Source organism: Terrabacter carboxydivorans (assembly GCF_039532035.1).
In the GTDB taxonomy this organism is placed as follows: domain Bacteria; phylum Actinomycetota; class Actinomycetes; order Actinomycetales; family Dermatophilaceae; genus Terrabacter; species Terrabacter carboxydivorans.
The window spans coordinates 133,096-159,680 of record NZ_BAAARE010000002.1; the positions used below are offsets into that span (position 1 = coordinate 133,096).

Sequence of the window (26,585 nt, forward strand, 5' to 3'; positions counted from 1 at the left end):
CCAGCTCATCGCCGTCTCCGTCGCCGCAGCTCGGAGACCCGCAGGAGCGACCGCACGAGGTCCTCGTCCGTCCGCACCGGGTAGAGGTCGACGCCCGCCCGCCGCGCCCGCGCCTCGAGCTCCGCCTGCCGCGCCGCCGCAGCCGCCGCCAGCCGCGCCCGGAACCCGACGTCGCTCGTGTCGACGAAGATCTGCTCGCCCGTCTCCGCGTCCTCGACGTAGACGCCGCCCACGTCGGGCAGCTCGCTCTCGCGCGGGTCGACGACCTGGATCGCGACGACCTCGTGCCGCCGCGCCAGCCGTGACAGCGGCGCCTCCCACCCGTCCGCCGTGATGAAGTCCGAGACCACGAGCACGAGGGAGCGCCGCTTCGCGATCCCGTATGCCGCGGCGAGCATCCCCCCGAGGTCCGTGACCCTCCCCGGCGGGGCGGGGTCGCCGGCGCGCGAGTCGCGGCGCCCCAGCAGGTGGTGGGCGATGCGCAGCACCTGGTTGCGGCCCGAGGCCGGCGGGACCACGAGGTCGACCCCCGTGTCCATGACGAGCGCCCCGACCCGGCTGCCGCCACGGGTCAGCACGTGCGCGAGGGTCGTCGCCACCTCCGCGAGCACGAGGTCCTTCTGCCGGTCGACCGGTCCGAAACCCATCGACGCCGAGTGGTCGAGCAGCAGCCACGCCGTCAGCTCCCGGTCCTCGACGAACTCGCGCACGTAGGGCTCGTCGAGCCGCGCCGTCACGTTCCACTCGATGTGCCGCAGGTCATCGCCCGGCACGTACTCGCGCAGGTCGGTGAAGTCGATCCCCGACCCGCGGAAGAGGGTGCGGTAGTCGCCCTGGAGTCGTCCGTCGAGGCGCCGCACCACCCTCCACTCGAGGCGACGCAGCAGGGCCTCGGCGGTCAGCGGGGCGGTCGGGCCCATGTCGAGTCACCCGGTCCCGCCGTGCCGCCCGCTGGGATCCCGCCGGACTCGGCGCCGTACGCGCCGCCCCCCGCACTGCCGGCCACGCCGCCGGCCCGCATGGCCTGCCGCTCCTGCTCGCGCAGCGGAGCCGTCGGCACCGGCACCGCCTCGAGGATCGGCGTCAGCAGGTCGTCCGGCGACAGGTCCTGGGCCAGCGCTTCGTAGGACAGCACGATCCGGTGCCGCAGCACCTCCCGCGCGAGGTCGCGCACGTCGCCCGGCAGCGCGAAGTCGCGCCCGCGGAGGAAGGCCAGCGCACGAGCCGCCAGCACGAGGTTGATCGAGGCCCGCGGGCTCGCGCCGTAGGTCAGCAGCCGCGCCAGGTCGTCCCGGCCGACGCCTGCCGGCTCGCGGGTCGCGGTGGCCAGCCGGACGGCATACTCGATCACCGCGGGGTCGACGTAGACGGCGTCGGCCTCGCGCTGGAAGCCGCGCAGCATCTCGGGGTCGAGCACCTGGACCGTCGCCGCGGCCGCCGCGATCTGGCGCTCGACGACGACGAACTCCTCAGCGGCAGAGGGATATCCGATGAGCACCTTGAGCATGAAGCGGTCGACCTGCGCCTCGGGAAGCGCATACGTCCCCTCCGACTCGATGGGGTTCTGCGTCGCCATGACGAGGAACGGGTCGGGCGCCGGGTAGCTCTCGCGGCCGATCGTCACCTGGCGCTCCTGCATGACCTCGAGCAGCGCGCTCTGCACCTTTGCCGGCGCGCGGTTGATCTCGTCGGCGAGCACGAGGTTGGCGAAGACCGGCCCGAGCGAGACCTGGAACTCGCCCTCCTTCTGGTTGTAGATCCGCGTCCCGACGAGGTCGGCCGGCACGAGGTCGGGCGTGAACTGGATGCGCTGGAAGTCGCCGCCGATCGCCTGGGCGAGCGTCTTGACCGCCATCGTCTTGGCCAGCCCCGGCACGCCCTCGACGAGCAGGTGCCCGCGGGCGAGCAGTGCGACGAGCATCCGCTCGACGAGCAGGTCCTGCCCGACGATCGTCCGCTTCACCTCGTAGAGCGCCTGCTCGAGCGCGTGCCGACCGTGCTGGCCGTGCGACTCCTGTTGACCAGCGGCTGCCTCGCCGTCCATGCCGTGCTCCTGCCGTTCGGGTTCTCTCTGGCTGGTGGTGCTCGCGTATGCCGTGTCGCCGCCCGGGCGAGCACGTGACCTCTCAGCGGGGCGGGCTCCCTGCCGCCCCGGCGGCCGTCGCGATGGGGACCGCGAAGCCGATGCCGACGAAGAGGCTCTGGTCGGTGGGGTTGGCGAGGCCGGTGACGATGCCGACGACCTGCCCGGCCTTGTTGAGCAGGGGGCCGCCGGAGTTGCCGGGGTTGACCGCCGCGTCGATCTGGATGAGGTGCTCGAGCCTGCGGTTGCCGTCGACGCGCACCGTCCGGTCGAGCGCCGAGACGACCCCGGCCGACAGCGAGTCGGTGAGCCCGAGCGGGTGGCCGACGGCGAAGACCGGGGCCCCGACCGGCACGCTGCCACCGATGACGGCCGGCACGACGGTCTGGGGGAGTCGCGCCGGCGTGAGCGTCGCGATGTCGTTCTGCGGGGACCGCGTCGCGACCGTGGCCGGCGAGGTCGTGCCGTCGGCGAAGGTGACGGTGATGGCGCTCGACCCGGACACGACGTGCAGCGCCGTGAGCACCGTGCCGTCGGCGTTGACGACGACCCCGGCGCCGCTGCCCTCGGCCTGGCGGCCGCCCACGACGTCGCGGGTCTCGATGAGCACGAGCGACGGCTCGATGACGGAGTGCGCGACGGTCCCGTCGGCCGGCGCGGCTGCGGCCGCCTCGGCCTGCCTCGCGATCCCGCGCTGGACGCTCGTGTCGACGTCGCGCTGGGTCAGGACGGGTGGGCCGGGAGGTCGCGACACGGCATACGCGATCACGACCCCCACGGCGACGACGGCTGCGACGAGGACCCACCAGGCTCGGCGCGGCACCGCGGCCAACCGGGCGCGCACCGTCTGCCAACGCCGCCCGCGGTAGGGCGGGGGAGGCTCCTCGGGCTGAGGCTCCGGCGCGCGCAGGGACAGCCGGGCGCCTGGCGCGACGGCGGTGTCGACTGCGGGGGGAGCGGTGACCCGTGCCACCTTTTCGACTGTACGTTTCCCGCGACGCCAGCGGCAGAGCCTTGTTGACAGTTCACAGGATCCGGCGAAGCGAGGACGTGTACCTCGCCCGCCGGGTATAGAGGGGTATGCCGTCCGCCGGGATCCTCGTGCGCCAGCGCCTCGCCGACCAGCGCGACGCGCTGCGCACGGCCGAGGCTGCCGTGCGAGCCGGCGGCCCGACCGGCCTGCACGACCTCCGCGTCGCCATGCGCCGCATCCGCTCGCTGCTCGCGACGTTCCGTCCCGTCTTCGACACGTCGGTCACCGAGCCGCTGCGCGCCGAGCTCAAGGACGCCTCGGGGCGGCTCGGGCAGTCCCGCGACGCCGAGGTCGCCACCGACAACACCGACCGCCTCCTCGAGGACGTCGAGCTCGACGGGCTCGACGAGGACGCCGTCGCGGGCCTGCGCGCCCGGCTCCGGCTCGACGCGGCCGCCGCGGGCGAGGACGTCGAGGAGATCCTCGACTCGACGAGGTATGCCGCGTTGTCCATCCTGCTCGACGAGCTCGTCACCCACCCGCCCCTCACCGACGCCGCGCAGCGTGACGCCGCCAAGGTCGCCCGCAAGCGGGTGCGCCACGAGGCGCGCCGCTTCGCCCGGCTGGCCGAGGCTGCCCGGGCCGACCTCGGCGCCGACGGAGCCTCGCCCCACGACCACGGGTCCGCGGCTCCACCCGCCGTCGACCACGCCGCCCACCTCCACGAGGTGCGCAAGGCGACGAAACGGCTGCGCTACGCCGCCGAGGCCGCACGGCCCGTCAGCGACGAGCCGTACCGCCGGATAGTCAAGCTGGCCAAGGCCGTCCAGGGTGCGCTCGGTGAGCACCACGACGCCGTCATGACGCGCCAGGCCCTGCGCCACCTCGCGCTCGACGAGGCCGTCGGCGAGGCGGCGGCCTTTCTGCTCGGGCACCTCGACGCGGACGAGCAGCGCGCCATGGCCACGCTCGAGGCCCAGTCTTGGCAGACGATCGACGAGCTTCGAGCGGAGCTCGACGCGGCGTTCTGACTGGTCGGTGCTCGCGCGGCAGGGCGTGCTGAGCGGGATCGTCCCTTCGACGTCGCCCCCGAGGGAACTCCGGCGTCGCGACGAGCGTGCGTATGCCGGGTGGCCGCCCGATCAGGACACGGCGCCTTCCAGCGCCCTGGCCTCGCGACGCGCTGCCGCGGGTGAGCCGGGCGTCGGCGCGAACCGCCAGACCAGGCCCTGCTGCGCGAAGGTCCACGCGTTGTTGAAGAGCCAGTAGGCGATGAGCCCCGCCGGCACGAAGGCCGCCGCCGCGAGCACGCCCACCGCGCCGAGCCAGGGCATGAGCCGCTGGACCGTGGCCATCCCCTCGGGCAGGTCGGCGACGTCGGTCATGGGCAGCACGAACCAGCGCTGGGAGAGCAGGCTGAGCAGCGCGGCCCCGAGCGCGGCAGTGACGAGGACGACCCCCGCCAGCGGGTTCGACGCGAGGGTCGCCCCGAGGTGGCTCGTCAGGTGCAGCCCGGCGAGCGAGGCCGCCGACGCCGAGGCGACGAGCCCGGCGTCGAGCGCCCCCACCGAGTGCCCGGCGGTCAGGTCGGAGACGACGCGGTACAGGGCGTAGAAGAGGGGCAGCTGCAGCAGCGCCGGGGCGAGGCTCCACCCCGAGACGCCGTGCTCGGCGTGGATCGCCTTCTGCTCGGTGCGCATCGCGGTCAGCTGCTCGAGGTCACGGATTCCGGCATACCGCCGGCGCAGCTCGCGCAGCTGGGGCGCCGCGTGGGCGCGGGCGTGCGACGAGCGCACCTGGTGGACGGTCACGGGCAGCAGGACGGTGCGGACGGCGACGACGAGCAGCAGCACGGCGAGCAGCCAGGCGCCGGCCGAGCCGGGGGAGAGGCCGACCGCACCAGCGGCGTCGTGGGTGGCCGCGAGGACCGCGGCGACCGAATGGGTGACGGGGGACAGCAGGGCAGACAGGACATCAGGCACGGGTGAGCTCCTCGGCTCGGCCCGCATCTTCGCGACGCGGGCCAGTTCTCGAACGGGGCAGGGCGCGGACCCGGACGTCGCGGGTGCGGCGGACGGGGTCAGTGCCGACCCGGGGCTCGAGGACGCTGGGGACAGCTCGGGGCGTCGAGGGCGCACCAGTACGCCGTCGACGCGGGCACCGCGCCGGAAACACCCGAGGGGTTGGCGCGGGCCGGCAGGGGTCGCACGACGTGCTGACCGGTCGAGGCGAGCACGGCGGTGAGCACGCCGACGGCGGCTGCGGTGAGCAGCACCTGGCCGGCGCTCGCGTCGGTGACCGAGCTGGTCAGCGTGCCGAGCAGGACGACGACGGTCGCGGCGAGGCTCGCGACGAGCGCGGGCAGGGACGTCGCCCGGAACGAGATGAGGGAGGACGCCGGCGACGACGTCAGGGAGGACGCGCGCTCACGCAGGATGCTCATGCGCCGTCTCCTTCCACTCGTCACGGACCTGTTTCGAGCGTACGTCACCGCCCGCGCCACACCCCCTCGACCGCCGCGGCCTGCCCGTCGGCATCGAGGTCGCCGGTGTCGAGCACGTGGTCGGCAGCGAGGCCGTCCGCGCGGACCAACGACGCGTCGGCCTCGTGGAGGGCGACGAACTCCGCGTCGGTCAGCCACACCGGTCGGGTCCCGGCCCGCCGCCACGCCTCGGCGACCGGGACGGTCAGGTGCACGAGCAGGCAGCCCGGCAGCAGCTCGCGGTAGAGCCCTGCCGTCTCCAGGGTCAGCACGTCGGCGACGACGACGTCGATGCCCGCCGCCGAGACGTTGCGGGCGAGGGCGCACGCGTTGACCGCCCCCAGCCGCTGCTGGCGCACGCCCTCCTCGCCGTCCCACGGAGCCGCACCGCCCGACACGACGAGCTGGCGCACGTCGTCGACGTCGATGACCGCGCACCGCTCCCGCCCCGCCGCGAGCGCGCGGGCCGTCGTGGACTTGCCGACCGCGGGCGGCCCGGTGAGCACGAGGACGCGGCGACACGGCATACGACCCATGCTCGCGTATGCCGGGTGGCGGGGAAATCCCGTTGCCCGCGGTCTCGTGGGTCCGTACGTTGCGGCGCATGGCTACCCGCGTGCCGTACCGACCGCTGCCGATCGACCAGACGGACGTCGTCTACGACCACGGGCCCGACTCGGTGCGGCGCGAGGGCGTGCCGGCCGGGGAGACCGTGGAGCTGCGGATCGACGACAGCCACGTCTACCCCGGGACCTCACGGACGGTCTGGGTGCACGTGCCCGCGGGGTATGACCCGGCCGAGCCGGCGACGCTCATGGTCTTCAACGACGGCTGGTGGTACCTCGACCCCGAGGGCGACATCCGCGGCGCGATCGTGCTCGACAACCTCGTCCACGCCGGCGAGATCCCTGTGACCATCGGGGTTTTCGTCGACCCGGGCATCTTCGCCGATCGCGAGGACCCGGACACCCGCAAGAACCGCAACATCGAGTACGACGCCTTCGACGACCGCTACGTGGGCTTCCTGCTCGACGAGGTCATGCCCCTCGTCACCGCGCGCTGGGCCGTCAGTGACGACCCCGACCGGTGGGGCATCTGCGGCGGCAGCAGCGGAGGCAACGGCGCCTTCACCGCGGCGTGGCAGCGACCCGACCGCTTCCGCCGCGTCGTCGCCTTCCTCTCGAGCTTCGCGCAGATGCCGGGTGGCAACCCGTACCCCGCGCTGCTGCCGACGGTGCCGCGCAAGGCGCTGCGCGTCTTCCTCCAGGCAGGGCACCGAGACCTGAACTGGCATGAACCGCAAGCGAACTGGTTCGCCGAGAACCTCCGCACCGCGGCGGCGCTCGCCGAGACCGGCCATGACGTGCGGCTCGTGCTCGGCGACGGCGGCCACAGCGCCAACCACGGTGGCGTCCTGCTGCCCGACGCGCTGCGCTGGGTCTGGTCCGGCGCGGTCGACGAGGGTGGTGCGGCATGACGGCCCCCGATGCGTCGATCGACCGGGGCGGCGCCTGCCTGCTCGTCACGGGTGCGCCCGGCTCGGGCAAGTCGACCGTCACCCGCCTCGTCGCCGCCGCGCTGACCCGCTCGGCCCTGATGCGTGGGGACGACGTCAGCCGGCTCGTCGTCAGCGGACACGTCTGGGCGCTGGGCGAGCCCGCCGACGAGGCGGCCCGCCAGACACGCCTGTGCAACGACAACCTCATCGCACTGGCGGGCAACTTCGTCGACGCGGGCATCACACCCGTCATCGACTGGATCGTGCCCGACCGGGCCCAGCTCGACCTCTACGTGGACGGGCTCGTCGACCGCGGCCTGGTCCTCGTCGTCCTCGACCCGGGGACGCAGGCGTGCCGTGACCGAGACGAGCAGCGCCACGCCGACGAGCAGTTCGCCTTCGACGGGCACGACACCCTCGTCGCCGGGATGCGCGACGGCTTCGGCGAGCTCGGCTGGTGGTTCGACACCTCCGCGCTGACACCCGAGGAGACCGCCCAGCAGGTCGTCGACCACGCATACGGCAAGGGTCTGGTCACGCGTCGTCGCGGGCTCTGACGACTCACCGCGCGGGAGCGTCGACCGCCCTATCCTCGGTGGGGTGAGCAACCGGCTGCTCGACCGCTTCGACCTCGTGCTGCTGCTCGTCCTCGCCGTCATCGTCAGCCAGGCGCTCGTCGACACCCGCGGCTCGGTGTGGGGCTCGTTCGTCACGCACTCGGTGACCGGGATCGCGCTCGTCGTCGCGACGCGCGCGTCCGGGGCGAGGCGTCGGGCCCGACGCATCCTCGACGTGCTCGTCGCGGTCACCGTCGTCAGCAACCTCCTGCTGCTCCTGCCGACGCGCGGCACCACGCCGATCTCGCCCGACGTCGTGCAGCCCGAGGGCGTGTGGCTCGTCGCGGCGCTCGTCCTGCCCGTCATCATCGGACGACGGCTGCTCCAGCACCAGGTCGTGCGGGTGCAGACCGTGCTCGGCGCCGTCGCGGCCTACCTGCAGATCGCCGTCGCCTACGCCACGCTCTTCCAGACCATCGACGGCACGACGCCCGATCACTTCTTCGGGCGACAGGTGTCGACGACGGTCTACACGTACTTCAGCCTCACGACGATCTCGACGGTGGGCTACGGCGACTTCACCGCGATCACCGACATGGCGCGGCTGGCGGCCACGAGCGAGGCGGTCATCGGCCAGGTCTTCCTCGTCACCTTCGTCGCGCTCATCGTGTCGCGCTTCGCCGCCGGGCCCGGGCGGGGTGCGGCAACAGGGGCGGCGACGGATGGAGTGACGGGGGCGGGTGCGGACGGTGCGCCGGACGCCGGGAGCTGAGCTCAGGTCGTAGACCCGAGGGGGATGCTCTCCCCGACGGACCTCTCGAGCACGACGGGTATGCCGGTCGGCAGCTTCGCGCTGAGATCGCTCATGAGCGCCGTGGTCAGGGGGAGGCCGTCAGGTGCCCGGACGTGGATGACGAGGGTGAAGCCCTGGTTCGTGACGTCGACGATCTCCGCGCCGCGCGTCGTCGCCAGCCACGTGCGCGTCGTGTCGCGCCCGACCTGGGTCAGCTTCGCGACGGCGAGGCTGATGAGCGAGTTGAGGACGACGGGCACGAGGACGAGCAGCACGAGCACGGCGAAGGTGGCGCGCACCTTGCGCCGGGAGGCGCCGCCCTGCTCGCGGATCGCGCTCGTGTAGCCCAGCGTCGTGAAGACGAGGCTGCCGGCGAAGACGAGCGCGAGGAAGTTCGAGAGGAAGAGCACGAGCGCGCCGAACGCCAGGCTCGGGCTGCCCTCGGCGAGGCAGATGCCGACGACGCACAGGGGCGGCACGAGCGAGATCGAGATGGCGACACCCGGCAGGATCGCCGCGACGTCCCGACGGGCCAGGGCGATGGCGCCGGCGAACCCGGTGGCGAGGGCGCCGACGAGGTCGACGAGGCGTGGGCTCGTGCGGGCCGCGACCTGGGAGTTGGTGAGCAGGTCGTAGGGGCTGGGCAGCATGAGCGAGAAGACCGCCCCGACCGCCATGACCATGAGGCCGCCGAGCACGACGAACTTCACGCCTCCGGTCCGCTCCCGCTTCACGAGGGCGAGGGCGGTCCCCATGATCGGGGTCGAGAGCGGCGCGATGATCATGGCGCCGATGACCGTCGCGGTCGAGTCCGCGATGACCCCGGCGCTCGCGATGCAGGCGGCGAGGAAGAGCATCGTCCAGAACGCCGAGCGCTTCGCCCGCAGGTCGCCCTCGTTGAGGTCGAGGTCCGACGTCAGCTCCTCGAAGGTGCGGCGCTGGTTCTCGGGCAGCACGCGGGCCCGGATCGCGGTCAGCATGGCTCAGTGTCCCGGAGCAGCGGTCGCGCCGTCCGCGGTTCATGGGTGCTTCGTGCGCGCCGGCTGTCGGGCCCTAGCATCGCGGCATGTCCGACTCCCTCGTGCGGGACGCCACCGCCGCCGACGCCGAGGCCTGTGCGGCGATCTACGCCCCCTACGTCACCGGCACGACGATCACCTTCGAGACCGACCCGCCCGACGCGGCGGAGATGACGCGTCGGATCGCGAAGGCCCAGGCGCGCCACGCCTTCCTCGTGCTGGAGCAGGACGGCGAGGTCCTCGGCTATGCGTATGCCGGCCCGTTCAAGGAGCGCGCCGCCTACCGGTGGTCGTGCGAGGTGTCGGTCTACCTGGCCCAGGACCGACGTGGCCGCGGTGGCGGCCGTCGGCTCTATGAGGAGCTGCTCGAGCAGCTCACGGCGCGGGGCTACCGGATGGCGGCGGCCGGGATGACCCAGCCCAACGAGGCCAGCGCGCGGCTGCACGCGGCCTTGGGGTTCGAGCCGGTGGGGACCTACCGGGCCATCGGCTGGAAGCTCGGGGCCCCGCGCGACGTCACCTGGGTGCAGCGGCCCCTCGGCGGCGACCCCACTCCGGGTGTGGAGCCCCCCGACCCCACCTGACCCGACAGTCGAGCGAGCGCCCCGCCCCGCCAAGTCAGCCCCGGCGGAGTTGGTGCGCCGGGCTCGGGTCGACCGTGACGCCCAAGTCAGCCGGGGCGGAGTTGGCGTGCCGGGCGGGTCTTGACCTGCCCAGGAAGTCAGCCGGGGCTGGGTTGGCGTGCCGCGCGGAGCTGGACCGGCCGGCGAAGTCAGCCGGGGTGGAGTTGGCGTGCCGGCGGGGGCTGGATCGGCCAGGGAAGTCCGCCGGGGCGGAGTTGGCGCGCCGGGCGAAAGCCGAACCGCTGCGCGAAGTTAGCCAAGGCGGAGTTGGCGTGCCGCGCGGGGCTGTATCGCCGCGGGAGGTCAGCCGGGGCTGGGTTGGCGTGCCGCGCGAGGCGGATCGCCGCCGTGAGGTCGGTCGGGGCGGAGTCGGCGTGCCGTCCGGGGGTGGATCGGCGCGCCAAGTCAGCCGGGGCGGAGTTGGCGCGCCGGGCTGGGCTGGACCGCCCGCCGGCAAGTCAGCCGGGGCTGGGTTGGCGTGCTGGGGGTGGTGGGTTTGCTGGGCTGCCCCGGACGGGTGAGCGCCCCGTCACGGATGGTCTGTGACGGGGCGCTCCATCGATGGGTTGGGGTCAGGGGAGGGCCGGGTAGTCCGTGTAGCCCTCGGCGCCGCCGCCGTAGAAGGTGTCGGAGTTCGGCTCGTTGAGCGCGGCACCCTCGCGCCAGCGACGGACGAGGTCCGGGTTGGCGAGGAACTCGCGCCCGACGGCCACGGCGTCACCGAGGTCGCGCTCGAGGATGTCCTCGACGTCGGCCAGTTCGGTCACCTTGCCGAAGCCGGTGTTGAGGATGACCGGACCGCCGAACCGCTTGCGCAGGTCGCGGACGATGTCGGACTCCGGGTCACCCAGGATGCTGAGGTAGGCGAGGCCGAGCGGCGCGATGCCCTCGACGAGCGACTCGTAGGTCGCGGCGGTGTCGGCCTCGTCCTCCTCGAGCACGCCCTGGATGTTGTGGGCCGGCGAGATGCGGATGCCGACGCGGTCCGCGCCGATCGCCTCGGCCACGGCCTTGGTGATCTCGACGGTGAGGCGCGCCCGGTTCTCGGGCGAGCCGCCGTAGGCGTCGGTGCGCTGGTTGCTGCTCGGGGCGAGGAACTGGTGCGGCAGGTAGCCGTTCGCGGCGTGGACCTCGACGCCGTCGAGCCCGGCGGCGACGGCCTGGCGCGCAGCGTGGACGTACTCCTGGACCAGCGCGGGGATCTCGTCGGTTTCGAGGGCACGCGGGACGGCATACGCCTGCTGGCCCTTCGGGGTCACGATCTCGCCGGGCGCGGCGATGGCGCTCGGCGCCACGCTCTCGAGGCCGCCCTTGTTGTCGGGGTGGGCGACGCGGCCGGCGTGCATGAGCTGCACGACGACGTGGCCGCCGCCCTGGTGCACGGCGTCGACGACGAGGCGCCAGCCGGCGACCTGCTCGTCGGAGTGCATGCCGGGGGTGTCCAGGTAGCCCTGGCCCACGGCGCTCGGCTGGGTGCCCTCGGTGATGATGAGGCCGGCGCTGGCGCGCTGGCCGTAGTACTCGGCGTTGAGCGCGGTGGGCGCCTGGCCCTCGCCCGCGCGGTTGCGCGTCAGCGGTGCCATGACGAAGCGCTGGGGGAGGTCCCAGCGGCCGATGCGGATGCTGTCGAAGGCCGTGGACACAGGCCGTCTCCTTCACGTGTTGGGGGACTGCAGGTGATGTCGGAGGCCTCCGCCGAGTTTCGGTGGAGCCTTCAACTACCTAGGCGACAAGCCGTCCGGGCGAAGGATCATTCCCGCCTGTCCAGGGTTGGGCGTGTGGCCGATCCCACGGCGGCCACACCCGCCGACCTGGGTAGGGCAGGGGGATCGGCCGGGCATGCCGAAGGGGAGGATGCCGCAGCATCCTCCCCTTCGGTACGCGTCCGGCTCGGTCAGAGCCGGCCGATGATCACGGCGCGTAGATGAAGCTCATGCCCCCGCTGAGGGTCACGGTGCGCGTGTCGTAGTTGTACGCGCCGGCCGTGGCGTTCATCTCGATCATGGTGACCTGGTTGCCGTTGACGGCGGTCACCCAGCCGACGTGGCCGACGCTCGAGGAGCCGGCCACACCGGGCTGCAGGACGATGATCGACCGGGTGCGGGGAGCGGTGCTCACTGTGTAGCCCGCGGAGCGTGCGCCCGAGGCCCAGGCCATGGCGTTGCCGGTCCAGCCGCCGGGGTAGTAGCCCTCGGACTGGTACCACTTGTTGAGGGCGCCCCACGTGCACTGGCCGGCGGTGGCCCAGTTGGACGAGGCGCGCATGCCGGCGGAGGCGCCGGGGACGGAGCCGTTGAAGCTCGCCTTGGCGGACGACGTGCTCGACGTCAGCGTGCGGCGGGTCAGGTCACGCGAGGCGCGCGCAGCGGCGGCCTTGCGCTCGGCGGCAGCCTTGACGGCCGCAGCCTTCGCGGCGGCGCGCTGGGCCTGGACCTGGACGTCCTCGATGACCTCGGGCTTGGACGTCGAGACGCGCTGGGCGACGGCCTGCTGCGCCTCGGGGGCGAAGCCGATCTTCGAGAGCGCGGACGATGCGGCAGGAGCAGCAGCGGTCGCGGGACCGACAGCCGCGGGGGCTGCCGAGTCGGCCGATGCAGCAGCAGCGACATTGCCCGAGGCGGGCTTGAGGGTGTCGGCGCTCGCCGGGTTGGCGAAGGTGGCGACGAGGCCACCCGTTGCGGCGACGACAGCGCCTGCCTTCATGGCCGGCTGAGCCGACTCGCGGGCGAGGAGCTTGAGCTCGATGAGGGGGTTGTGGCGGCCTGGCGCACGGTGGCGGCCGCGGGTGTTCTCAATGTTCACGCGTGTTGCCTCTCCGCGCCTACGAAGTTAGCTGTCGGGTTCGGGCGGAAAGGTGCCCGGCCTCGGACCCGAGAGACGGAATTCGTCGCGCGGGGGCCAAGGCTTAACCCCAAGGACGTCCGGATTCGTTGCGCCGGACGCCCGGAGAAACGTGTGGTTCCTCCGCTCCTGTCACAAGGTTTGATCTCTCTCGACGAGGCGGTGACAGGACTAGGCGGTCCACCTCACGAGAGCCCGACCAGGTAGCCGGACTCCCGGAAGAGTAGACGAGTCAACTGGCAAATGTCACGCCACGGTAACGGCGACGCGCTGAAGATGCCGTGAATGTCCGCTTTCTCAGCCTTTACCAACGCTTTACCCTCCGCTGGATGAGACGGGGGTCACATCCGAGGGGCGCTCGCCGTGAGCATTGCTCGGGTATGCCGTCCGGCTGGCGCACGTGAGGTAGAGGGGTCGTGAGAGGGCGGGGCTCTGGGGATGAAGACACGAGGGGAGGGGGCGTGGGATGGCCGGAGACATGGGAGGACGCGGGGACAGGTGACCCTGTCCCCGCGTCCCTGAATCGGTCGCGCCTCGATCGTGCCTCGGTCGCGCTGACGAAAGCCCTGACTCAGTGGGTCCCGGTGGGGTCCGAGTCGATGACCTGGGTCGAGGTGGCTGCAGGGCGGTCGTGGTAGAAGTCGTCCGCCGCGCGGGCCTCCAGGTCGTCCTGACCGGCCGCGTCGTAGCGGCTCTTGGCCGCCTGCGCCTGCTCCCGCACGCTCGGGGCCTGCTGGACGTGGGCGCGGATGCGGTCCGTCTCGTGCGACATCGTCTCGAGGTACTGCTCCCACCGCGACTGCATGGGACGCACCAGTCCGCCGCCGACGCCGACGATGAGGATGCCGGCGATGGTGGCCAGCACGGCGATGAGGACCGGCGTCGTGACGGTCGTGGCGATGCCGACCTGGTTGAGGGCCGCGATGATGCCCAGGCCGAGGATGAAGATGCCGGCGATGTTGGCCAGGACCTTGCCGTAGGACAGGCCGCCGAGGGTGTTGGAGATCAGCTCGCGCACCGCGGTGGCGATGGCGGATGCCACGACGATGATGATGATCGCGACGATCGCCTTGGGCAGGAAGGCGATGACGCCGGTGATCAGCTCACTGATCGGGTTGGGGCCGAAGACTCCGAAGGCGAGCTGCAGCACGAAGAGCAGCAGCGCGTAGTAGACGAGCTTGCCGACGATCGCCGAGGCGTCGTACTGGCTCTTCGCGAGGGCCTTCTTGATGCCGCCTCGCTCGACCGCGCGGTCGAACCCGACGCGCTCGAGAACCTTGTCGATGGCCTTGCCGACGGCCTTGGCGATGAGCCAGCCGACGAGCAGGATCACCAGGAAGGCCACGAACTTGGGGACGAAGAGCGCCACCGATCTCCACAGGTCGGTCAGGGCGGTGCTGAGGTTGTCTGTCATGGTCGAATCTCCCTTACGTTGTAAGTCCAACAGGGGGCTCGTACCCGCGAGACGGCCGGGAGTCACGGTGGTCGCTGGTCCCTGCGGCGCTGGAGGCCGCGCGACCGGCCCGGCGGCGGCCCGTGCGCTGTCCCGCGTACCCAACGGCGGACGGGCGACACGGCCCTGACCCGAGGAACGGTCAGGGCGTCCGACCGAGGGGCGAAGGCACCGGGTCGTCACGGCATACGACCCGCGTGGCCCGCACCCCGTACGCGCGGCCGGGGGATGGGGTAGACAGGAGGGGTCCCGGGCACGCCGACCTAGGAGGACCCCTGTGTCTTCGCCTTCCTCGCGACGTCCAGCAGTGGGGCTCAGCCGTGAGCGCATCGTCCTGACGGCCATCGAGATGATCGACGAGAAGGGTGCGTCGACCCTGACGATGCGACGGCTCGGCACCCGGCTCGATGTCGAGGCCATGTCGCTCTACCGCTACGTCAACGGTCGTGAGGACCTGCTCGAGGCCGTGGTCGAAGCCCTGGTGGACACGATCGAGGTCCCGGGACCGGCGGAGCTCCAGCCGGTCGACGGGTGGCAGGCCTTCCTGCAGCTGCTGGCCCACGACGTGCGACGTCTCGCCAAGGAGCACCCGCTGGCCTTCCCCCTCGTCGCGACCCGCCACCCTGCGGCGCCGTGGCTGCGACCCCCGCTGCGGAGCCTGAGGGTCGTGGAGGCCTTCCTCCAGGGCCTGCGGGCACGCGGCTTCAGCGACCGTCAGGCCGTCGAGGCGTACCGGTCGTTCACGAGCTTCCTGCTGGGCCACCTGCTGCTCGAGTCGGCCGTGCGGGGCGCGTCCCTCTCGCCCGTCGAGGAGCCGCTCGACGAGGGCGGCGCGGACCTGCCGAACCAGGACCAGGAGCTGGACGTCGAGAACTACCCGACGGTCGCGCGGCTGCGCACCTCGCTCGCCGAGGACCACGCGGACGAGGAGTTCGAGGAGGCCCTCGAGCACCTGCTGGTGCGTCTCGACCTCGAGCACGCCCAGTAGAGCCACAGGGGCCACCGGGCGTGCCGCTCAGGTGGAGCTGGTGAGGTGTCCGAAGACCACGACGTTGTCGCGGTACTCGTTTCGGCTGTCGGTCGGGCCGCCACACGTCACGAGGCGGATCTCGGCCTTGCTGAAGTCACCGCGGTAGACGAGCTCGGTCGGGAACTGCGTCTTCTCGAACGCCTGGACCCGGTCGACCGTGAAGGTCAGGTGCGAGCCGTCCTGCCGCGTGACCTTGACGACGTCGCCGACCTTGACCCGGCGCAGCTCGTGGAAGATCCCCGGGACGCCGGACGGGGTGTCGACGTGGGCCGCCAGCACCGACGGGCCGAGCTGGCCCGGCGTGGGGCCGGCGTCGTAGAGCCCGACCTCCTGGGCCGTGCCCGGGACCGAGATCGTGCCGTTGCGCTGGATGCTCAGGGGCACGAAGTGCGTCGAGCGGACCCCGATCGACGGGATCTCGAGCGACGTCGGCTCGGAGGCCTCCAGGAAGTCCCCGATGCCGCTCCCGTCCGAGCCTGAGGCTCCCGACTTCGTCGTCGCCGGCGTCCCACCCTGACCGGGGGAAGCCGACGGACGGGTCGAGGGCTGGGCCGAGGGGCTGGCGGACCGGCCCGTCGAGGTGGCGGCGGCGACCGCCTGCTGGGGCGAACCGGGCGCGCCCGACGACCCTCGCAGGCCGAGCACGAGCGCAACGATCCCGACGACGACCAGGACGGCCGTGGCGGCGAGGGCCGCCGCGACACCCGCGCTGAGGCGGGTGACGCGACGGCCCGTCGAGGCCGACGCGGGCTCGGGCTGGGACTCAGGTGTGGTCTCAGGCATGGACCCGCTCCGTCCGGTCGTGTCGCTCAGGCGCGCGCCCGGGCACGGCGTGCCGCGAACGAGCCGGTGCCGGCCGCAGCGAGCAGGGCCACGCCGCCGACGAGCATGAGGGCCTCGTTCTGGCCACCGCTCTTGAGGGTGTCGGTGGGCAGGCCGCCACCGGTGTGCATGCCACCGGCGGGAGCGACGCGCAGGGCGCCACACAGGGCCGGGTCGGTGGCCTCTGTCGGCAGCGACGGCATGAGGTCGCTCTTGGTGTTGCCGTCGTACTTGCCGTCCTTGTTGTAGTCGACGCCGTGGATGACGACGACGGACTCGCCGGCCGAGATCGCCTGGGCGACGTCGCTCGAGACCTTGATGCTGCCGCGCTGGTAGGCGATCTTGCCGCCGGGGGCGGTGCTGAAGCGGTCAATGGCCAGGCCCGACTTCGGGCTCGTGTCACCGGTCTTGGTCAGCGAGACGACGATGTCGCCGTAGGCGGGGCCGCCCTCGGTCGTGTTGATGTGTCCGTCGCCGTTCTTGTCGTCCGACAGGATCGGGCACTCGTGACGGGCGGCGGCGCCGAAGTGGATGTGCGCGGCGTGCGGGCTGTTGGGCAGCAGTCCCGTGGCGGCCATCGTGACGGTGATCGTGTTGCCCTTGACGTCGACCATGGCCGTGCCGCTGCCCATGACGCCGTTGCCGGCGACGGGCTTGAGGTTGGCGCTGACCGAGCCGTCGGCGGCGAAGGCCGGCCCGACGCTGAGGGCCAGGGCGGCGGCTGCGGCGAGGCTGGCGCCGGCGATCCGAGTGGTGGTGGTGGTGCGCATCTGTGTTCCTCCTTGACGAGGAGACAAACCGTCCATCCTGCTCTGCTTCAGACGGGGGGTCGTCGTCGACCGTCTCCGCACGGGGGTTCGCCGTCGCGGACGGAACTGGATTGGCATTCCACCGAAAAAGTTTCGGCCCGGCGCGATGGCGCTGCGCCACCCCGTCTGCTGAGCGTCTCGGACCGGTCGAGATGCTGAGCTGCCCGGACGGCTCGCGCTGCTCGGACTGCTCGAGCTACTCGGACTGCTCGGCGGCGGCCCGTCGCTGCAGGCAGAGCGCGGTGATCTCGGAGATCAGCTCGAGGGGCACCGGACGGTTGCTCGGGAAGCGGACGGTGTCCTTGGCGCGCCGGAAGGGCGCAATGGCCTTCTCGAACTCGGGACCGCCGGTCGGCACGGGGTAGAGCCCGACGTGGTTCTTCCATCCGGCGTAGTAGATGAGCGGCTTGCCGTCGACCGTGAAGGTCGCCATGCCGTAGCTGATCTTCTCGCCGGCGTGAGGGGCCGCCTCGCGGATCGCGCCCCGAACGTCCGCAAGCTGGGTCCGCGTCTCCTCGGGGTAGGAGGCGATGTAGTCATCGACGGACGCAAATCTCGGGGCCAAGCCAGGTCCTCACCTAGTTCCGGACCGGTCGTTGGAGGGGATGCCCCCGACTGTATTGGCCCAATGGGGCGTCTGCAAAGCAAGTTCGCATTGCATGACCTAATGGTCACCCACTCCCAAAAGGGACACCCGACCGGGTCGGCCGAGCCAGGCCTCAGACGTCGACCCACTCCTCGCCGTCGAGCACGCGGCCGACGACGCCCTCGGGGTGGCGTCCGAGCAGGGTCGCGGCGGTGAAGTCGGCGGCGAGCCGGTCGAAGACCGTGCCCCGTCGGAGCATCGCGTGCTTGCCGCCCTCGACGGTGACGTAGCCGACGCGGTCTGCGGTGCGGGCGAGGTCGCGGGCGACGGCGGCGGAGTTGGTGGGCCGGGCGATGCGGTCGTCGTCGCCGTGGACGACGAGGACCTGCCTGCCGGTCAGGTCGAGTCGTCCCTCCGTGGGGTAGACCCACGGGTTGAGGGCCACGGCGCTCACGACGGGCTCCTCCGCGGCAGCCAGCAGGGCGGCGCGCCCGCCGAGCGAGTGCCCGACGAGGGTGACGGGCAGGTCGGGGCCGAAGCGGTCGGCGACCTGGCGAAGCGCCCACCGCACGTCGTCGACGGGGGTGTGGTGCGCGTCCCAGCCGCGGGTCGAGTTGAGCAGGCGCAGCACGGCGAGCTCACCCTTGGCGGCGCGGGCGATCCGGCCGGCGATCGGCACCATGCGCAGCACCGACAGCTGGGTCGGGCTGACCCGCATCGGACGTCGCCGCGCGGCCCCGCCGTGGAGCACGAGCGCGATTCCGCGGGGGGCGCTCGGCGCCGCCGTGTCGATGAGCCGCGCGTGCGTCACGTGGTGCGCCGCCTTCCGGGCCGTGGTGTGGGTCTGCGTGCTGGTCCCGATCGGGTATGCCGTGTGCTCGGTCTCGCGTGTCACGTGACGGGTTCGGAGACCGCACGTCCACGGCTTGGTGTGCACACGGCATACCCGATCGGTGTCGCCGGGCGGCGACTGTCCAGCCCTGGCGACGGGCCCTCAGGGGCGCAGGAGCACCTTGATGGCGCGGCGCTCGTCCATGGCCTTGTAGCCCTCGGCGACGTCGGCGAGCGGGAGCGTCAGGTCGAAGACCTTGCCCGGGTCGATGCGGCCGTCGAGGACGCGCTCGAGCAGGTCGGGCAGGTAGGTGCGCACGGGCGCCATGCCGCCGGCAAGCCCGACGTTGCGCACGAACATCTGGCGGACCGGCAGCTCGACGCCGTGCGGGGCGCCGACGAAGCCGACCGTCGAGCCCGGGCGGCCGATGCGGAAGGCGGTCTTCATCGACTGGTCGGTGCCGACGCACTCGAGCACCGAGTCGGCGCCGACGCCGCCGGTCAGCTCCATGACGGCCTCGACGCCGGCGTCGTCGCGCTCGGCGATGACGTGGGTCGCGCCGAAGTCGCGGGCGAGGGCCTGGCGCGGCTCGTGGCGCGACATCGCCACGATGCGCTCGGCGCCGAGCTCCTTGGCGGCGATGACGCCGCAGAGGCCGACGGCGCCGTCACCGATGACGACGGCCGTGCCGCCCTGCTTGACGCGCGAGGAGACGGCCGCGTGCCAGCCGGTCGCCATGACGTCGGCGAGCGTCAGCAGGGAGGGGAGCAGGGCGTCGTCGGGCATGCCGTCGGTGGCGACGAGGCTGCCGTCGGCCTGGTTGACGCGGACGAGCTCGGCCTGCCCGCTCTCGGTCCAGCCCTGGTGGTCGCACACGGAGGTCATGCCGGCGAGGCAGTGCGGGCACGTGTTGTCGCAGTGGACGAACGGGATGACGACGAAGTCACCCTTCTTGATCCGGCGGACCTCGGAGCCGGTCTCCTCGACGACGCCGACGGCCTCGTGGCCGATGGTCGAGCCGGCCTCGATGGGGTTGGCGCCGCGGTAGGGCCAGAGGTCAGAGCCGCAGATGCAGCCGGCCACGACCCGCACGATGGCGTCGGTGGGCTCCTCGATGGTGGGGTCGGGAACGTCGGTCAGGCGGATGTCGCCGGGGGCATGGATCGTCGTCGCGCGCATGCGCCCATCCTTCTCCCGATCGGGACTCCGACCCAAACGCTCGTCGAACCCTTCGTCGAGCCTTCGGTCGAACCCCTCAGCCGCGGGAGCGCAGGCGCAGGTTGGGCAGGCCCGGCGCGGGAAGGGTGTGGTCCCAGGCGTCGGGGAAGCTGCCGTAGGCCTCGGAGCCGTCCGGCTCGCGAGCCTGCTGCCAGGCCTCGCGGAAGCCGACGACCTCGTCGTGGCTGCGGCCGATGAAGTTCCACCACATGACGATCTGCTCGCCGAAGGGTGCGCCGCCGAGCACGAGGAAGCGGGCCGGCTCGTCGGGTCCGGCCGAGGCTGTGATCCGCTCGGTGCCGACGGCGTGGAAGGCGATCTCGCCCGGCTTGGCCGTGACGTCGCCGACGGTGAGCAGCCCGGTGTCGCAGAGCAGCCCGTGCTCGTGCGCGGGGTCGACCTCGAAGGTCAACGAGGTGCCGGCGCCCACGGTGACCTCGGCCCCCACGAGGTCGGAGAACATCGTCACCGGCGAGGTCTGCCCGAAGAGCGAGCCGAGGAAGACGAGGACGCGGGCGCCGTCGACCTCGGTGACCGGCGGCGCGTAGTGCTCGAAGCCCGGCGACGTGAAGCGGTCGGCGTCGGGCAGGGCCACCCACAGCTGCGCCCCGTGCAGCACCGTCGTGTCCGGCGTCGAGTACTCCGAGTGGGCGATGCCGCGGCCCGCGGTCATGATGTTGAGCTCGCCCGGCCTGACGAAGGCGTGGACGCCCGTCGTGTCGCGGTGCTCGACCTCGCCGGTGAAGAGCCACGACACCGTCTGCAGCCCCGTGTGCGGGTGGCCCGGCACGACCATGCCGCCGGTCTGCGACACGTCGTCGGGGCCGTAGTGGTCGACGAAGCACCACGCGCCGATGAGCGACCGCTCGCGCTGGGGCAGGCTGCGACGGACCGGCATGGCCCGCGGTCCGCCGAGCGGGACCTCGCGGTAGGGCAGCACGACGGCGGCCGTCGGCTGCGACGACGCGGACGGGCCCTCTCCGCAGACGATCTCGGTGGGGTGGCGGTCGGGGTTGCTCACATGGTCAGGCTAGGCCCGCTGGCAGGTCCGGTTGCTAGGTTGCCGCGCATGACCGATGCGGCCGCGGCCTCTCCCGACACCGGCAACCCCGGTGGTCACCACAGCCAGGGCACTCCGGGTGGCCCAGGCGGATCGGTCAGCCCCGGCAGCGCGACGGGTGCGGCGGGTGCGGCGGGCTCCGGCACCCCCGGACGCTGGTCGGCGTGGCGGGTCGTGTGGTGGTTCGGCTTCGTCAGCCTCGCCGCCGACATGGTCTACGAGGGCGCGCGCTCGATGTACGGCCCGCTGCTCGCCTCGCTCGGGGCGTCCGCGCTCGTCGTCGGCCTCGTGACCGGCGCGGGCGAGGCGATGGCGCTCGTGCTGCGCCTCGTCTTCGGACCGCTGGCCGACCGGACCGGGCGCTACTGGGGTCTGACGATCGCCGGCTACGGCCTCACCGCCGTCTGCGTCCCGCTGCTCGCCGTGACGCCCTTCATCGGGGGAGCCGGCCTCGTCGTGGCGGCCGTCCTCATCCTTCTCGAGCGCTCCGGCAAGGCGGTGCGCAGCCCGTCGAAGTCGGCGCTGCTCGCCCACGTCGCGTCGGCGGTGGGCCGCGGTCGCGGCTTCGGGGTGCACAAGGCGCTCGACCAGGTCGGCGCCTTCGCCGGGCCGCTGCTCGTCGCCGCCGTCATCGCCGCCGCGGGCGCCATCTGGCCCGGCATGGCCGTGCTCGCGATCCCCGGGGTCGCCGCGATGCTGCTGCTCGCGGTCATCCGCTCGCGCGTGCCCGACCCGTCCGTCTACGACGTCGTGGAGCCGGGCGACGCTGCCGGGGAGCCGGGCGCCGCTGCGGCTGAGCCGGTTCCGGCCGGTCGCGGGCTGCGTGGCTGGTTCGCCGACGCGGTGGGGTCGGGGCTGCCGCGCGAGTTCTTCGGCTACGCCTTCGCCGCCGGGCTCATGACCGGGGGGCTGGTCACCTTCGGGATCATCGGCTACCACCTGACGGTCGGCGGGCTCGTCCCCGTCGCCACCGTCCCGGTCGTGTATGCCGGAGCCATGGCCGTCGAGGCGCTCGCCGCCCTCGGCGTGGGCCTCGTCTACGACCGCCGCGGCGGCGCCGTGCTGTATGCCGTGCCGATCCTCGTCGCCCTCGTGCCCCCGCTCGCGCTGGCCGGGTCCATGTGGCTCTCGCTCGTCGGGGTCGGGGTCTGGGGCCTGGCCTACGGCGTGCAGGACTCGACGGTGAAGGCGCTCGTCGCGGAGGTCGTCGAGGCACCGAGGCGCGCGACGGCATACGGCGTCTTCGCGGGGGTCCAGGGCGCGTTCGCGATCGTCGGCGGCCTCGTGGCCGGCTGGCTCTACGACCGGTCGGTGCCGGCGCTCGTCGTCGTCGTGGCCGTCAGCCAGCTCGTCGCGCTCGCCCTCCTCGCCCGCACGGTCCGCTCCCTCCACCACACCCCGGCCTGAAACGCGCGAACGCGGCGTTCGGTGTCGAAAACCGTGTTGCAGCACTGAGTTCGACACCGAACACCGCGTTCGGTGGTCAAGCGGGGTCGGTCAGCTCACGGCGTCGAGGGCGTCGACGACACCCTCACCGAAGTAGCTGTTGTCGGTGACCGGGCCGACGCAGGCCGGACCGCCGGTCGCGGCGCTGCACGCCTTGTCGTCGGCCTGCTGGCGCAGCTTCTCGATCATCTGCGCGGGCGTCCACGTCGGGTGGACCGACTTCATGAGCGCGAGCACACCCGCGACGTGCGGCGACGCCATCGACGTGCCGCTCTTGAGGCCGTAGCCGTTGTCGCGCACGATCGTCGAGAGGATCGACGAGCCGGGGGCAGCGACGTCGATCTTGCCGAGTCCACGGTTGCTGAACGACGAGAGCCGGCTGTCCATCGTGCCGGCCGGGAAGCGCTGCATCGAGCTGACCGTCACGACGCCGTCGAGCTCGGTCGGGATGTCCTCACAGCCGCTGTTGAGCGTGCGCGAGACCTGGCCCGACGCCGGCTGGTCGTCGGGGCTGCCGTTGTCCTTGAACGACGACTTGTCGCTCAGGTCGTGGGCGGAGTTGCCCGCCGCAGCCGCGTGGACGACACCCTGCTCCGTCGACCACGTGACCGCGCGGCGCACGGCCTCCTTGGCGGCGTACTGGTCGGGCTGGTCCTCGCAGTAGAACTCGAACGGGTCGACGTAGTAGCTGTTGTTCGTCACGTCCATGTGCTTCAGGCCCGCCCAGATGAAGCCGCAGACGGCGTACTCCGGGTAGATGAAGCCGTCGTCGTTGACGACCTTGACCGCCGCCATGCGCACGTTGGGCGCGACGCCGACGATGCCGACGCCGTTGCGGGCCGCGGCGATCGTGCCGGCCACGTGGGTGCCGTGGTCGCTCGTGGTCGGGTACCAGCCGGTGGCCGAGGTGTCGGGGCGACCGGCGTCGGTGCAGTTGACCGAGTCGGCGACGTCGATGTTCTTGACGAGGTCCGGGTGGTCGGGGTCGATGCCGCTGTCGAGGACGCCGACGAGGACGTTGCGCGAACCGTCGGTGATCTTGTGGGCCTGGTCGGCCTTGATCATCGTCAGGTCCCACTGCTCGCCCTCGCGCGGGTCGGTGGCGGTGGCCGGGGACTCGACCGACTCGAGGTCACCGTTGAAGGGCTTCTTCGCGCCCTGCTTGTAGCCGGACGCGCCTCGGCCCCAGGACGCCCCCGCGACCTCGGGCGTGCCCTCGGTGACCGGGACGGTGCGGGTCGCGCCGACGGAGTCGACGGCGTTGCCCCCCTTGGCGACGACGTCGGCACGGAAGGTTGAGACCTTCGAGTGCGCGACGACGACGCCGATCTGCGGCCACGACTGGACGACGACGCCGCCGGCGGCCTTGACGGCTGCCTCGACGAGGCGGGTCTGCCCTGGGTTGGCGATGCGGGCGTTGACGACGTAGCTCATGAGCGTGCCGTCGGGGGCGGCGATGGTGACAGGCGTCGAGACCGGTTCGGCATCGGTCGAGGCGACGGCGACCCCACCGATGGCGGCGGTGGAGGCGAGGGCGAGCGACGCGACGGCGACGATGCCGCGTCTGGTCAGGCTGGGGTGTCGCATGTGTGAGCTCCCATGGTGTGAGGGACTGGTGCCGGCGCCCGGGTTTCGGGCGCACGAGCACATCCTCGGGGGCTACCGGCCGGTTCGCGCGTCGAGCGACCCGGCCAATTTGTGTTGCCACCGCACCTCTGCCGGCCTCGTCCGGTCCCGCCCCCTCAGTCGACGTCGGGCGACCGGGTCAGCGGCCCGAGCGCGATGAGCAGCAGCAGGGCGCCCAACGGCTCGAGCCCCCACGGGAGGAGGAGCACGGCGGTGCCGACCGCGGCCAGCGCGAGGGAGCCGACGGGCAACCGGCCCTCGACGGCCAGGGCGACGAGCACCGCCGCCAGAGCCACGCCCGTGAGCACCGCCCCACCCGAGGAGAGGGCAGCAGGGAGCGTGTCGCCGAGCAGGCCGGTCAGGTGCCCGAGCCAGACGGTCCCGGTGGCACCGGCCCCGAAGGCGGCGAGGATCGCCGTCGGCAGCGCGAGCGGCAGGTGCTTCAGTCGAGCGCCGAGAGTCGTTGTCAGCCAGGCGAACCCGGCGACGGATGTGACGAGGAGGATGCCCGCTGCAACCGACAGCGCGCCCTGCTCGCGAGCAGCCGCCAGACCGCCGAGACCACCGAGGATGCCGGTGTCGTCGAGGCTGTCGAGGCCGTCCACCCAGCTGACGATCCCGTGCGTGAAGAGCAGGAGCGGCGCGACCAGGGCCAGGAGCGGCACCCGGTCCACGACGTCCGTGACCGTGCGCGTGGGCGAGGCCCCCGCGGTCGCGGTCGTGGGCGACACGGCATACGCCACGTATGCCGTGTCGACCGTCGCGGTGCCGCCCGGTCGGGCGGGGAGGAGGGTGCTCGTCGTCATGCGTCCAGCGTGGCGTCCTCCGGTGACGGTGCCCATCGGGGTCGACCCCGACCGGTCCCCGAGCGACCCCTGAGAGGTGGCCGGCGCGCGAGGCCGGGTCGAGCGGGGCATTTTGTCCATTTCGGAGACTTTGACCGTCTTTGGTCGTAGCGTGCGGCTGAGGGCCGAGGTCAGGGTCGGTCCCGTGAGGGCTCGGGTCAAAGGGGTAGACATGTCGGTGCGCTTCAACGCTCCTCCGGGGTGGCCGGTTCCGTCGGCGTCGTGGGCTCCTGGCGACGACTGGATGCCCGACCCCAGCTGGCCGACGCCCCCGCGCGGCTGGACGTTCTGGCTCGTGGACCGCTCGCCCGCGGCCGACGCCGGTGGCGCCGACGGCGTGGGCACGCCGCGCTTCGGCTCGGCGCCCCGGAGCACCGCCGCGACGTATGCGTCTGCGCCTGCCGCGTCGCAGTCCTCCGCGGCCGCCGCCTACGGCACCGACCGTGGCAGCTGGCTGGCGACCCTGCGCGCCCGCGCCGCATCCGACTCCCTGGTCGCTGCGACCTCGTCGAGCTCGGCCGCAGAGCCGACCCGGCAGCGCGCAGGTGCCGACAGCGCGTGGGAGCTGGACGGGCTGCTCGCCTCTGCCGGCCGACTGGATCTCTGACGTGGAGGTCCTGCTCAGGGTCGCACCGGAGGTGCGGCTCAGCTCCTCGACGTCCGGGCTCCGGGCGTCGTTCGACGACCCGCACCGCAGCCACCTCGGCACGGGCGTCGGGGCGCGCACCCCCGACACCATCTCCGCAGCCGACCACGTCGAGCACCTGCCGCTCGCCGAGCTCGAGGCGCGCGCCCGACAGGCGCAGGCGTCCGGGGACCTGCACGCCCTGGGCTCGATCGAGGAGGCGTTCACCTCCTTCCACCTCGAGCACCACGCGCCACGCCGCCGACCCGAGCCGCCCGAGGCCACCGCGATCACCGCCAAGGAGCGGACCCTCCTGCAGCGCAAGGCCTTCCGTGCCGCCCTGCCGCAGGTGTCGATGTTCAAGCGAGCGGCGCGCACCAAGGCCAAGGCGATCGCCGAGACCGAGGCGGACGGCTTCAGCCGCACCCTCGACCTCGCCCAGGTCGTCATCTCCCAGCACCGCGCCGCCACCCTCGACGACCAGTGGAACGACCTGGCCGGCCACGACCGCTGTGCCGTCATCGCCGAGCTCGAGGCCGAGTTCGAGGCCGCCGCGTGCGGCTGCACCTGCGTCGACGCCGGGTGGGACGCCGAGACGTCTCGGGGCTACGTCACCATCGTCGCGCGCTACCCCGCCGCCGACATCGTCGGCGAGCGCGGCCCCGGCGTTTCCTCCAGCGGCCGGAGGATGCTGCGTCGTCGCACCCGCGCGGAGCGCAACTCCCTCTACCTCAGCGGCCTCGCGTCGTTCGCGCTCGCGGCTGCCCGACGGGCGATCAGCGTCGCCGTCGCGGCCGACGACGTGCACCTTGTCGTCGTGCGCCCCCTCGAGGGCGGTGAGGGCCTCGAGCCGATCTACGTCGGCAGCCTGAGCCGTGAGGCCGTCACCCTCAGACCCGCGCTCGCCGACCCCGTGCCGCTGCTGCTCGGCTCGGCGGTCCGACCTCTGAAGTTCGACGGTGCCGCGCACGACCTCGTCGCCGTCGCGCCCGAGGCCGACGTCATGGACATCGTCCGGCTCTGCGCCGAGGCTCTCGACGACGGTGCGCTCGACGGGCTGCTCGAAGCCGGCGTCGAGCCGGCGACGGAGTATGCGACCGACCCGGCGACGCCCTATGCGACCGACGCGTCGTCCGACTTCGCGACCGACCTTGCGACGGACCTTGCTACCGAGTCGTACACCCATCCCTCGACCGACCGGGCGAAGGACTGACGGACCGCTCGACCCTCCTGATACGCAGAGCGGCCTTCAGTGGCCTTTCGACGGTTCGGAGGGGGCCGTTCGTGGCCTCTCGACGGTTGGGAGGGGGCCGTTCGTGGCCTCTCGACGGTAAGGGACCACGGGGGTGGTTGCGGCGCTACAG

The 26,585-nt window shown here is 72.6% G+C and carries 27 protein-coding genes and 1 riboswitch; of the genes, 9 read left to right on the forward strand and 18 right to left on the reverse strand.

The features are described from left to right. Positions 1–5: 5 nt before the first annotated feature. The 3 genes from ABD297_RS02585 to ABD297_RS02595 all read right to left on the reverse strand — a co-directional run bounded on the left by ABD297_RS02585 (position 6) and on the right by ABD297_RS02595 (position 3,056). Positions 6–920 (reverse strand): DUF58 domain-containing protein, encoded by a 915-nt coding sequence (locus ABD297_RS02585; RefSeq protein WP_344252684.1) that lies wholly within the window; start codon positions 918–920, stop codon positions 6–8. Next, entirely contained in the window at positions 899–2,044 is a 1,146-nt protein-coding gene (locus ABD297_RS02590; protein WP_344252685.1) for an AAA family ATPase, read from the reverse strand. The genes ABD297_RS02585 and ABD297_RS02590 overlap by 22 nt, the downstream gene beginning before the upstream one ends. 82 nt (positions 2,045–2,126) lie before the next feature. Then, the gene (locus ABD297_RS02595) at positions 2,127–3,056 is read right to left on the reverse strand and encodes a S1C family serine protease (protein ID WP_344252686.1); all 930 of its coding nucleotides are present in this window, start codon (positions 3,054–3,056) and stop codon (positions 2,127–2,129) included. 107 nt (positions 3,057–3,163) lie between these two features. Here ABD297_RS02595 and ABD297_RS02600 point away from each other — a divergent pair, with 107 nt between their 5' ends. Then, positions 3,164–4,087: a CHAD domain-containing protein gene (locus ABD297_RS02600; protein ID WP_344252687.1), complete on the forward strand. Its 924-nt coding sequence runs from the start codon at positions 3,164–3,166 to the stop codon at positions 4,085–4,087. A 111-nt stretch (positions 4,088–4,198) separates the two neighbouring features. Here the strand turns inward: ABD297_RS02600 and yidC are convergent, their stop codons facing one another. From yidC to ABD297_RS02615, 3 genes are all read right to left on the reverse strand, one after another. Beyond that, entirely contained in the window at positions 4,199–5,038 is an 840-nt protein-coding gene (yidC, locus tag ABD297_RS02605) for a membrane protein insertase YidC (protein WP_344252689.1), read from the reverse strand. 98 nt (positions 5,039–5,136) lie between these two features. After that, a complete protein-coding gene (locus tag ABD297_RS02610; protein ID WP_344252690.1) occupies positions 5,137–5,499 on the reverse strand; it encodes a hypothetical protein in 363 nt (120 codons plus the stop codon). A 44-nt stretch (positions 5,500–5,543) separates the two neighbouring features. Continuing rightward, positions 5,544–6,065 (reverse strand): AAA family ATPase, encoded by a 522-nt coding sequence (locus ABD297_RS02615; protein ID WP_344252691.1) that lies wholly within the window; start codon positions 6,063–6,065, stop codon positions 5,544–5,546. 77 nt (positions 6,066–6,142) lie between these two features. On the opposite strand from ABD297_RS02615, the gene ABD297_RS02620 reads away from it, so the two are divergent. From ABD297_RS02620 to ABD297_RS02630, 3 genes are read left to right on the forward strand one after another with little or no spacing between them, the layout of a single operon-like run. Continuing rightward, positions 6,143–7,015 (forward strand): alpha/beta hydrolase, encoded by an 873-nt coding sequence (locus tag ABD297_RS02620; RefSeq protein ID WP_344252692.1) that lies wholly within the window; start codon positions 6,143–6,145, stop codon positions 7,013–7,015. Next, complete coding sequence (locus ABD297_RS02625; RefSeq protein WP_344252695.1) at positions 7,012–7,593, forward strand: P-loop nucleotide/nucleoside kinase family protein; 582 nt, start codon at positions 7,012–7,014, stop codon at positions 7,591–7,593. Before ABD297_RS02620 ends, ABD297_RS02625 begins: the two co-directional genes overlap by 4 nt. Before the next feature lie 43 nt (positions 7,594–7,636). Then, on the forward strand, positions 7,637–8,365 hold the full coding sequence (locus ABD297_RS02630; protein WP_344252696.1) for a potassium channel family protein: 729 nt from the start codon (positions 7,637–7,639) through the stop codon (positions 8,363–8,365). A gap of 2 nt (positions 8,366–8,367) precedes the next feature. On the opposite strand, the gene ABD297_RS02635 is transcribed toward ABD297_RS02630, so the two are convergent. After that, a complete protein-coding gene (locus ABD297_RS02635) occupies positions 8,368–9,366 on the reverse strand; it encodes a DUF389 domain-containing protein (RefSeq protein WP_344252699.1) in 999 nt (332 codons plus the stop codon). An 86-nt stretch (positions 9,367–9,452) separates the two neighbouring features. Between ABD297_RS02635 and ABD297_RS02640 the strand changes: the two genes are divergently transcribed. Continuing rightward, positions 9,453–9,989: a GNAT family N-acetyltransferase gene (locus ABD297_RS02640; protein WP_344252701.1), complete on the forward strand. Its 537-nt coding sequence runs from the start codon at positions 9,453–9,455 to the stop codon at positions 9,987–9,989. Positions 9,990–10,600: 611 nt separating this feature from the next. Here the strand turns inward: ABD297_RS02640 and ABD297_RS02645 are convergent. From ABD297_RS02645 to ABD297_RS02655, 3 genes are all read right to left on the reverse strand, one after another. Then, positions 10,601–11,671, reverse strand: a complete 1,071-nt coding sequence (locus ABD297_RS02645; protein ID WP_344252703.1) for an alkene reductase — start codon at positions 11,669–11,671, stop codon at positions 10,601–10,603. A gap of 268 nt (positions 11,672–11,939) precedes the next feature. Then, positions 11,940–12,830, reverse strand: coding sequence for a CHAP domain-containing protein (locus ABD297_RS02650; RefSeq protein ID WP_344252705.1), 891 nt, complete (start codon positions 12,828–12,830; stop codon positions 11,940–11,942). A gap of 4 nt (positions 12,831–12,834) precedes the next feature. Continuing rightward, positions 12,835–13,023: riboswitch (cyclic di-AMP (ydaO/yuaA leader) on the reverse strand. 417 nt (positions 13,024–13,440) lie between these two features. Further along, positions 13,441–14,283, reverse strand: a complete 843-nt coding sequence (locus ABD297_RS02655) for a mechanosensitive ion channel family protein (RefSeq protein WP_344252708.1) — start codon at positions 14,281–14,283, stop codon at positions 13,441–13,443. Positions 14,284–14,599: 316 nt separating this feature from the next. On the opposite strand from ABD297_RS02655, the gene ABD297_RS02660 reads away from it, so the two are divergent. Continuing rightward, positions 14,600–15,310, forward strand: a complete 711-nt coding sequence (locus ABD297_RS02660) for a TetR/AcrR family transcriptional regulator (protein WP_344252710.1) — start codon at positions 14,600–14,602, stop codon at positions 15,308–15,310. A gap of 27 nt (positions 15,311–15,337) precedes the next feature. On the opposite strand, the gene ABD297_RS02665 is transcribed toward ABD297_RS02660, so the two are convergent. From ABD297_RS02665 to ABD297_RS02690, 6 genes are all read right to left on the reverse strand, one after another. Next, positions 15,338–16,135: a class F sortase gene (locus ABD297_RS02665; protein WP_344252711.1), complete on the reverse strand. Its 798-nt coding sequence runs from the start codon at positions 16,133–16,135 to the stop codon at positions 15,338–15,340. A 26-nt stretch (positions 16,136–16,161) separates the two neighbouring features. Further along, entirely contained in the window at positions 16,162–16,944 is a 783-nt protein-coding gene (locus ABD297_RS02670; protein WP_344252713.1) for a hypothetical protein, read from the reverse strand. A gap of 235 nt (positions 16,945–17,179) precedes the next feature. After that, complete coding sequence (locus tag ABD297_RS02675; RefSeq protein ID WP_344252714.1) at positions 17,180–17,548, reverse strand: iron chaperone; 369 nt, start codon at positions 17,546–17,548, stop codon at positions 17,180–17,182. A 154-nt stretch (positions 17,549–17,702) separates the two neighbouring features. Next, positions 17,703–18,464, reverse strand: coding sequence for an alpha/beta fold hydrolase (locus ABD297_RS02680; protein ID WP_344252717.1), 762 nt, complete (start codon positions 18,462–18,464; stop codon positions 17,703–17,705). A 99-nt stretch (positions 18,465–18,563) separates the two neighbouring features. Then, on the reverse strand, positions 18,564–19,580 hold the full coding sequence (locus ABD297_RS02685; protein ID WP_344252719.1) for a zinc-dependent alcohol dehydrogenase family protein: 1,017 nt from the start codon (positions 19,578–19,580) through the stop codon (positions 18,564–18,566). Between the two features lie 76 nt (positions 19,581–19,656). After that, positions 19,657–20,640 carry a pirin family protein gene (locus ABD297_RS02690; protein WP_344252721.1) on the reverse strand — a complete coding sequence of 328 codons (984 nt, stop codon included), beginning with the start codon at positions 20,638–20,640 and terminating at the stop codon, positions 19,657–19,659. 48 nt (positions 20,641–20,688) lie between these two features. Between ABD297_RS02690 and ABD297_RS02695 the strand changes: the two genes are divergently transcribed. Further along, positions 20,689–22,086: an MFS transporter gene (locus ABD297_RS02695; protein WP_344252723.1), complete on the forward strand. Its 1,398-nt coding sequence runs from the start codon at positions 20,689–20,691 to the stop codon at positions 22,084–22,086. A 90-nt stretch (positions 22,087–22,176) separates the two neighbouring features. Here ABD297_RS02695 and ABD297_RS02700 read toward each other — a convergent pair whose 3' ends face one another. Next, entirely contained in the window at positions 22,177–23,712 is a 1,536-nt protein-coding gene (locus ABD297_RS02700; RefSeq protein ID WP_344252726.1) for a S8 family peptidase, read from the reverse strand. Positions 23,713–23,867: 155 nt separating this feature from the next. After that, complete coding sequence (locus ABD297_RS02705; protein WP_344252727.1) at positions 23,868–24,557, reverse strand: hypothetical protein; 690 nt, start codon at positions 24,555–24,557, stop codon at positions 23,868–23,870. Between the two features lie 211 nt (positions 24,558–24,768). Between ABD297_RS02705 and ABD297_RS02710 the strand changes: the two genes are divergently transcribed. Further along, positions 24,769–25,203, forward strand: coding sequence for a hypothetical protein (locus ABD297_RS02710; RefSeq protein ID WP_344252729.1), 435 nt, complete (start codon positions 24,769–24,771; stop codon positions 25,201–25,203). 1 nt (position 25,204) lies between these two features. After that, on the forward strand, positions 25,205–26,434 hold the full coding sequence (locus tag ABD297_RS02715) for a hypothetical protein (protein WP_344252731.1): 1,230 nt from the start codon (positions 25,205–25,207) through the stop codon (positions 26,432–26,434). Positions 26,435–26,585 lie beyond the last annotated feature (151 nt).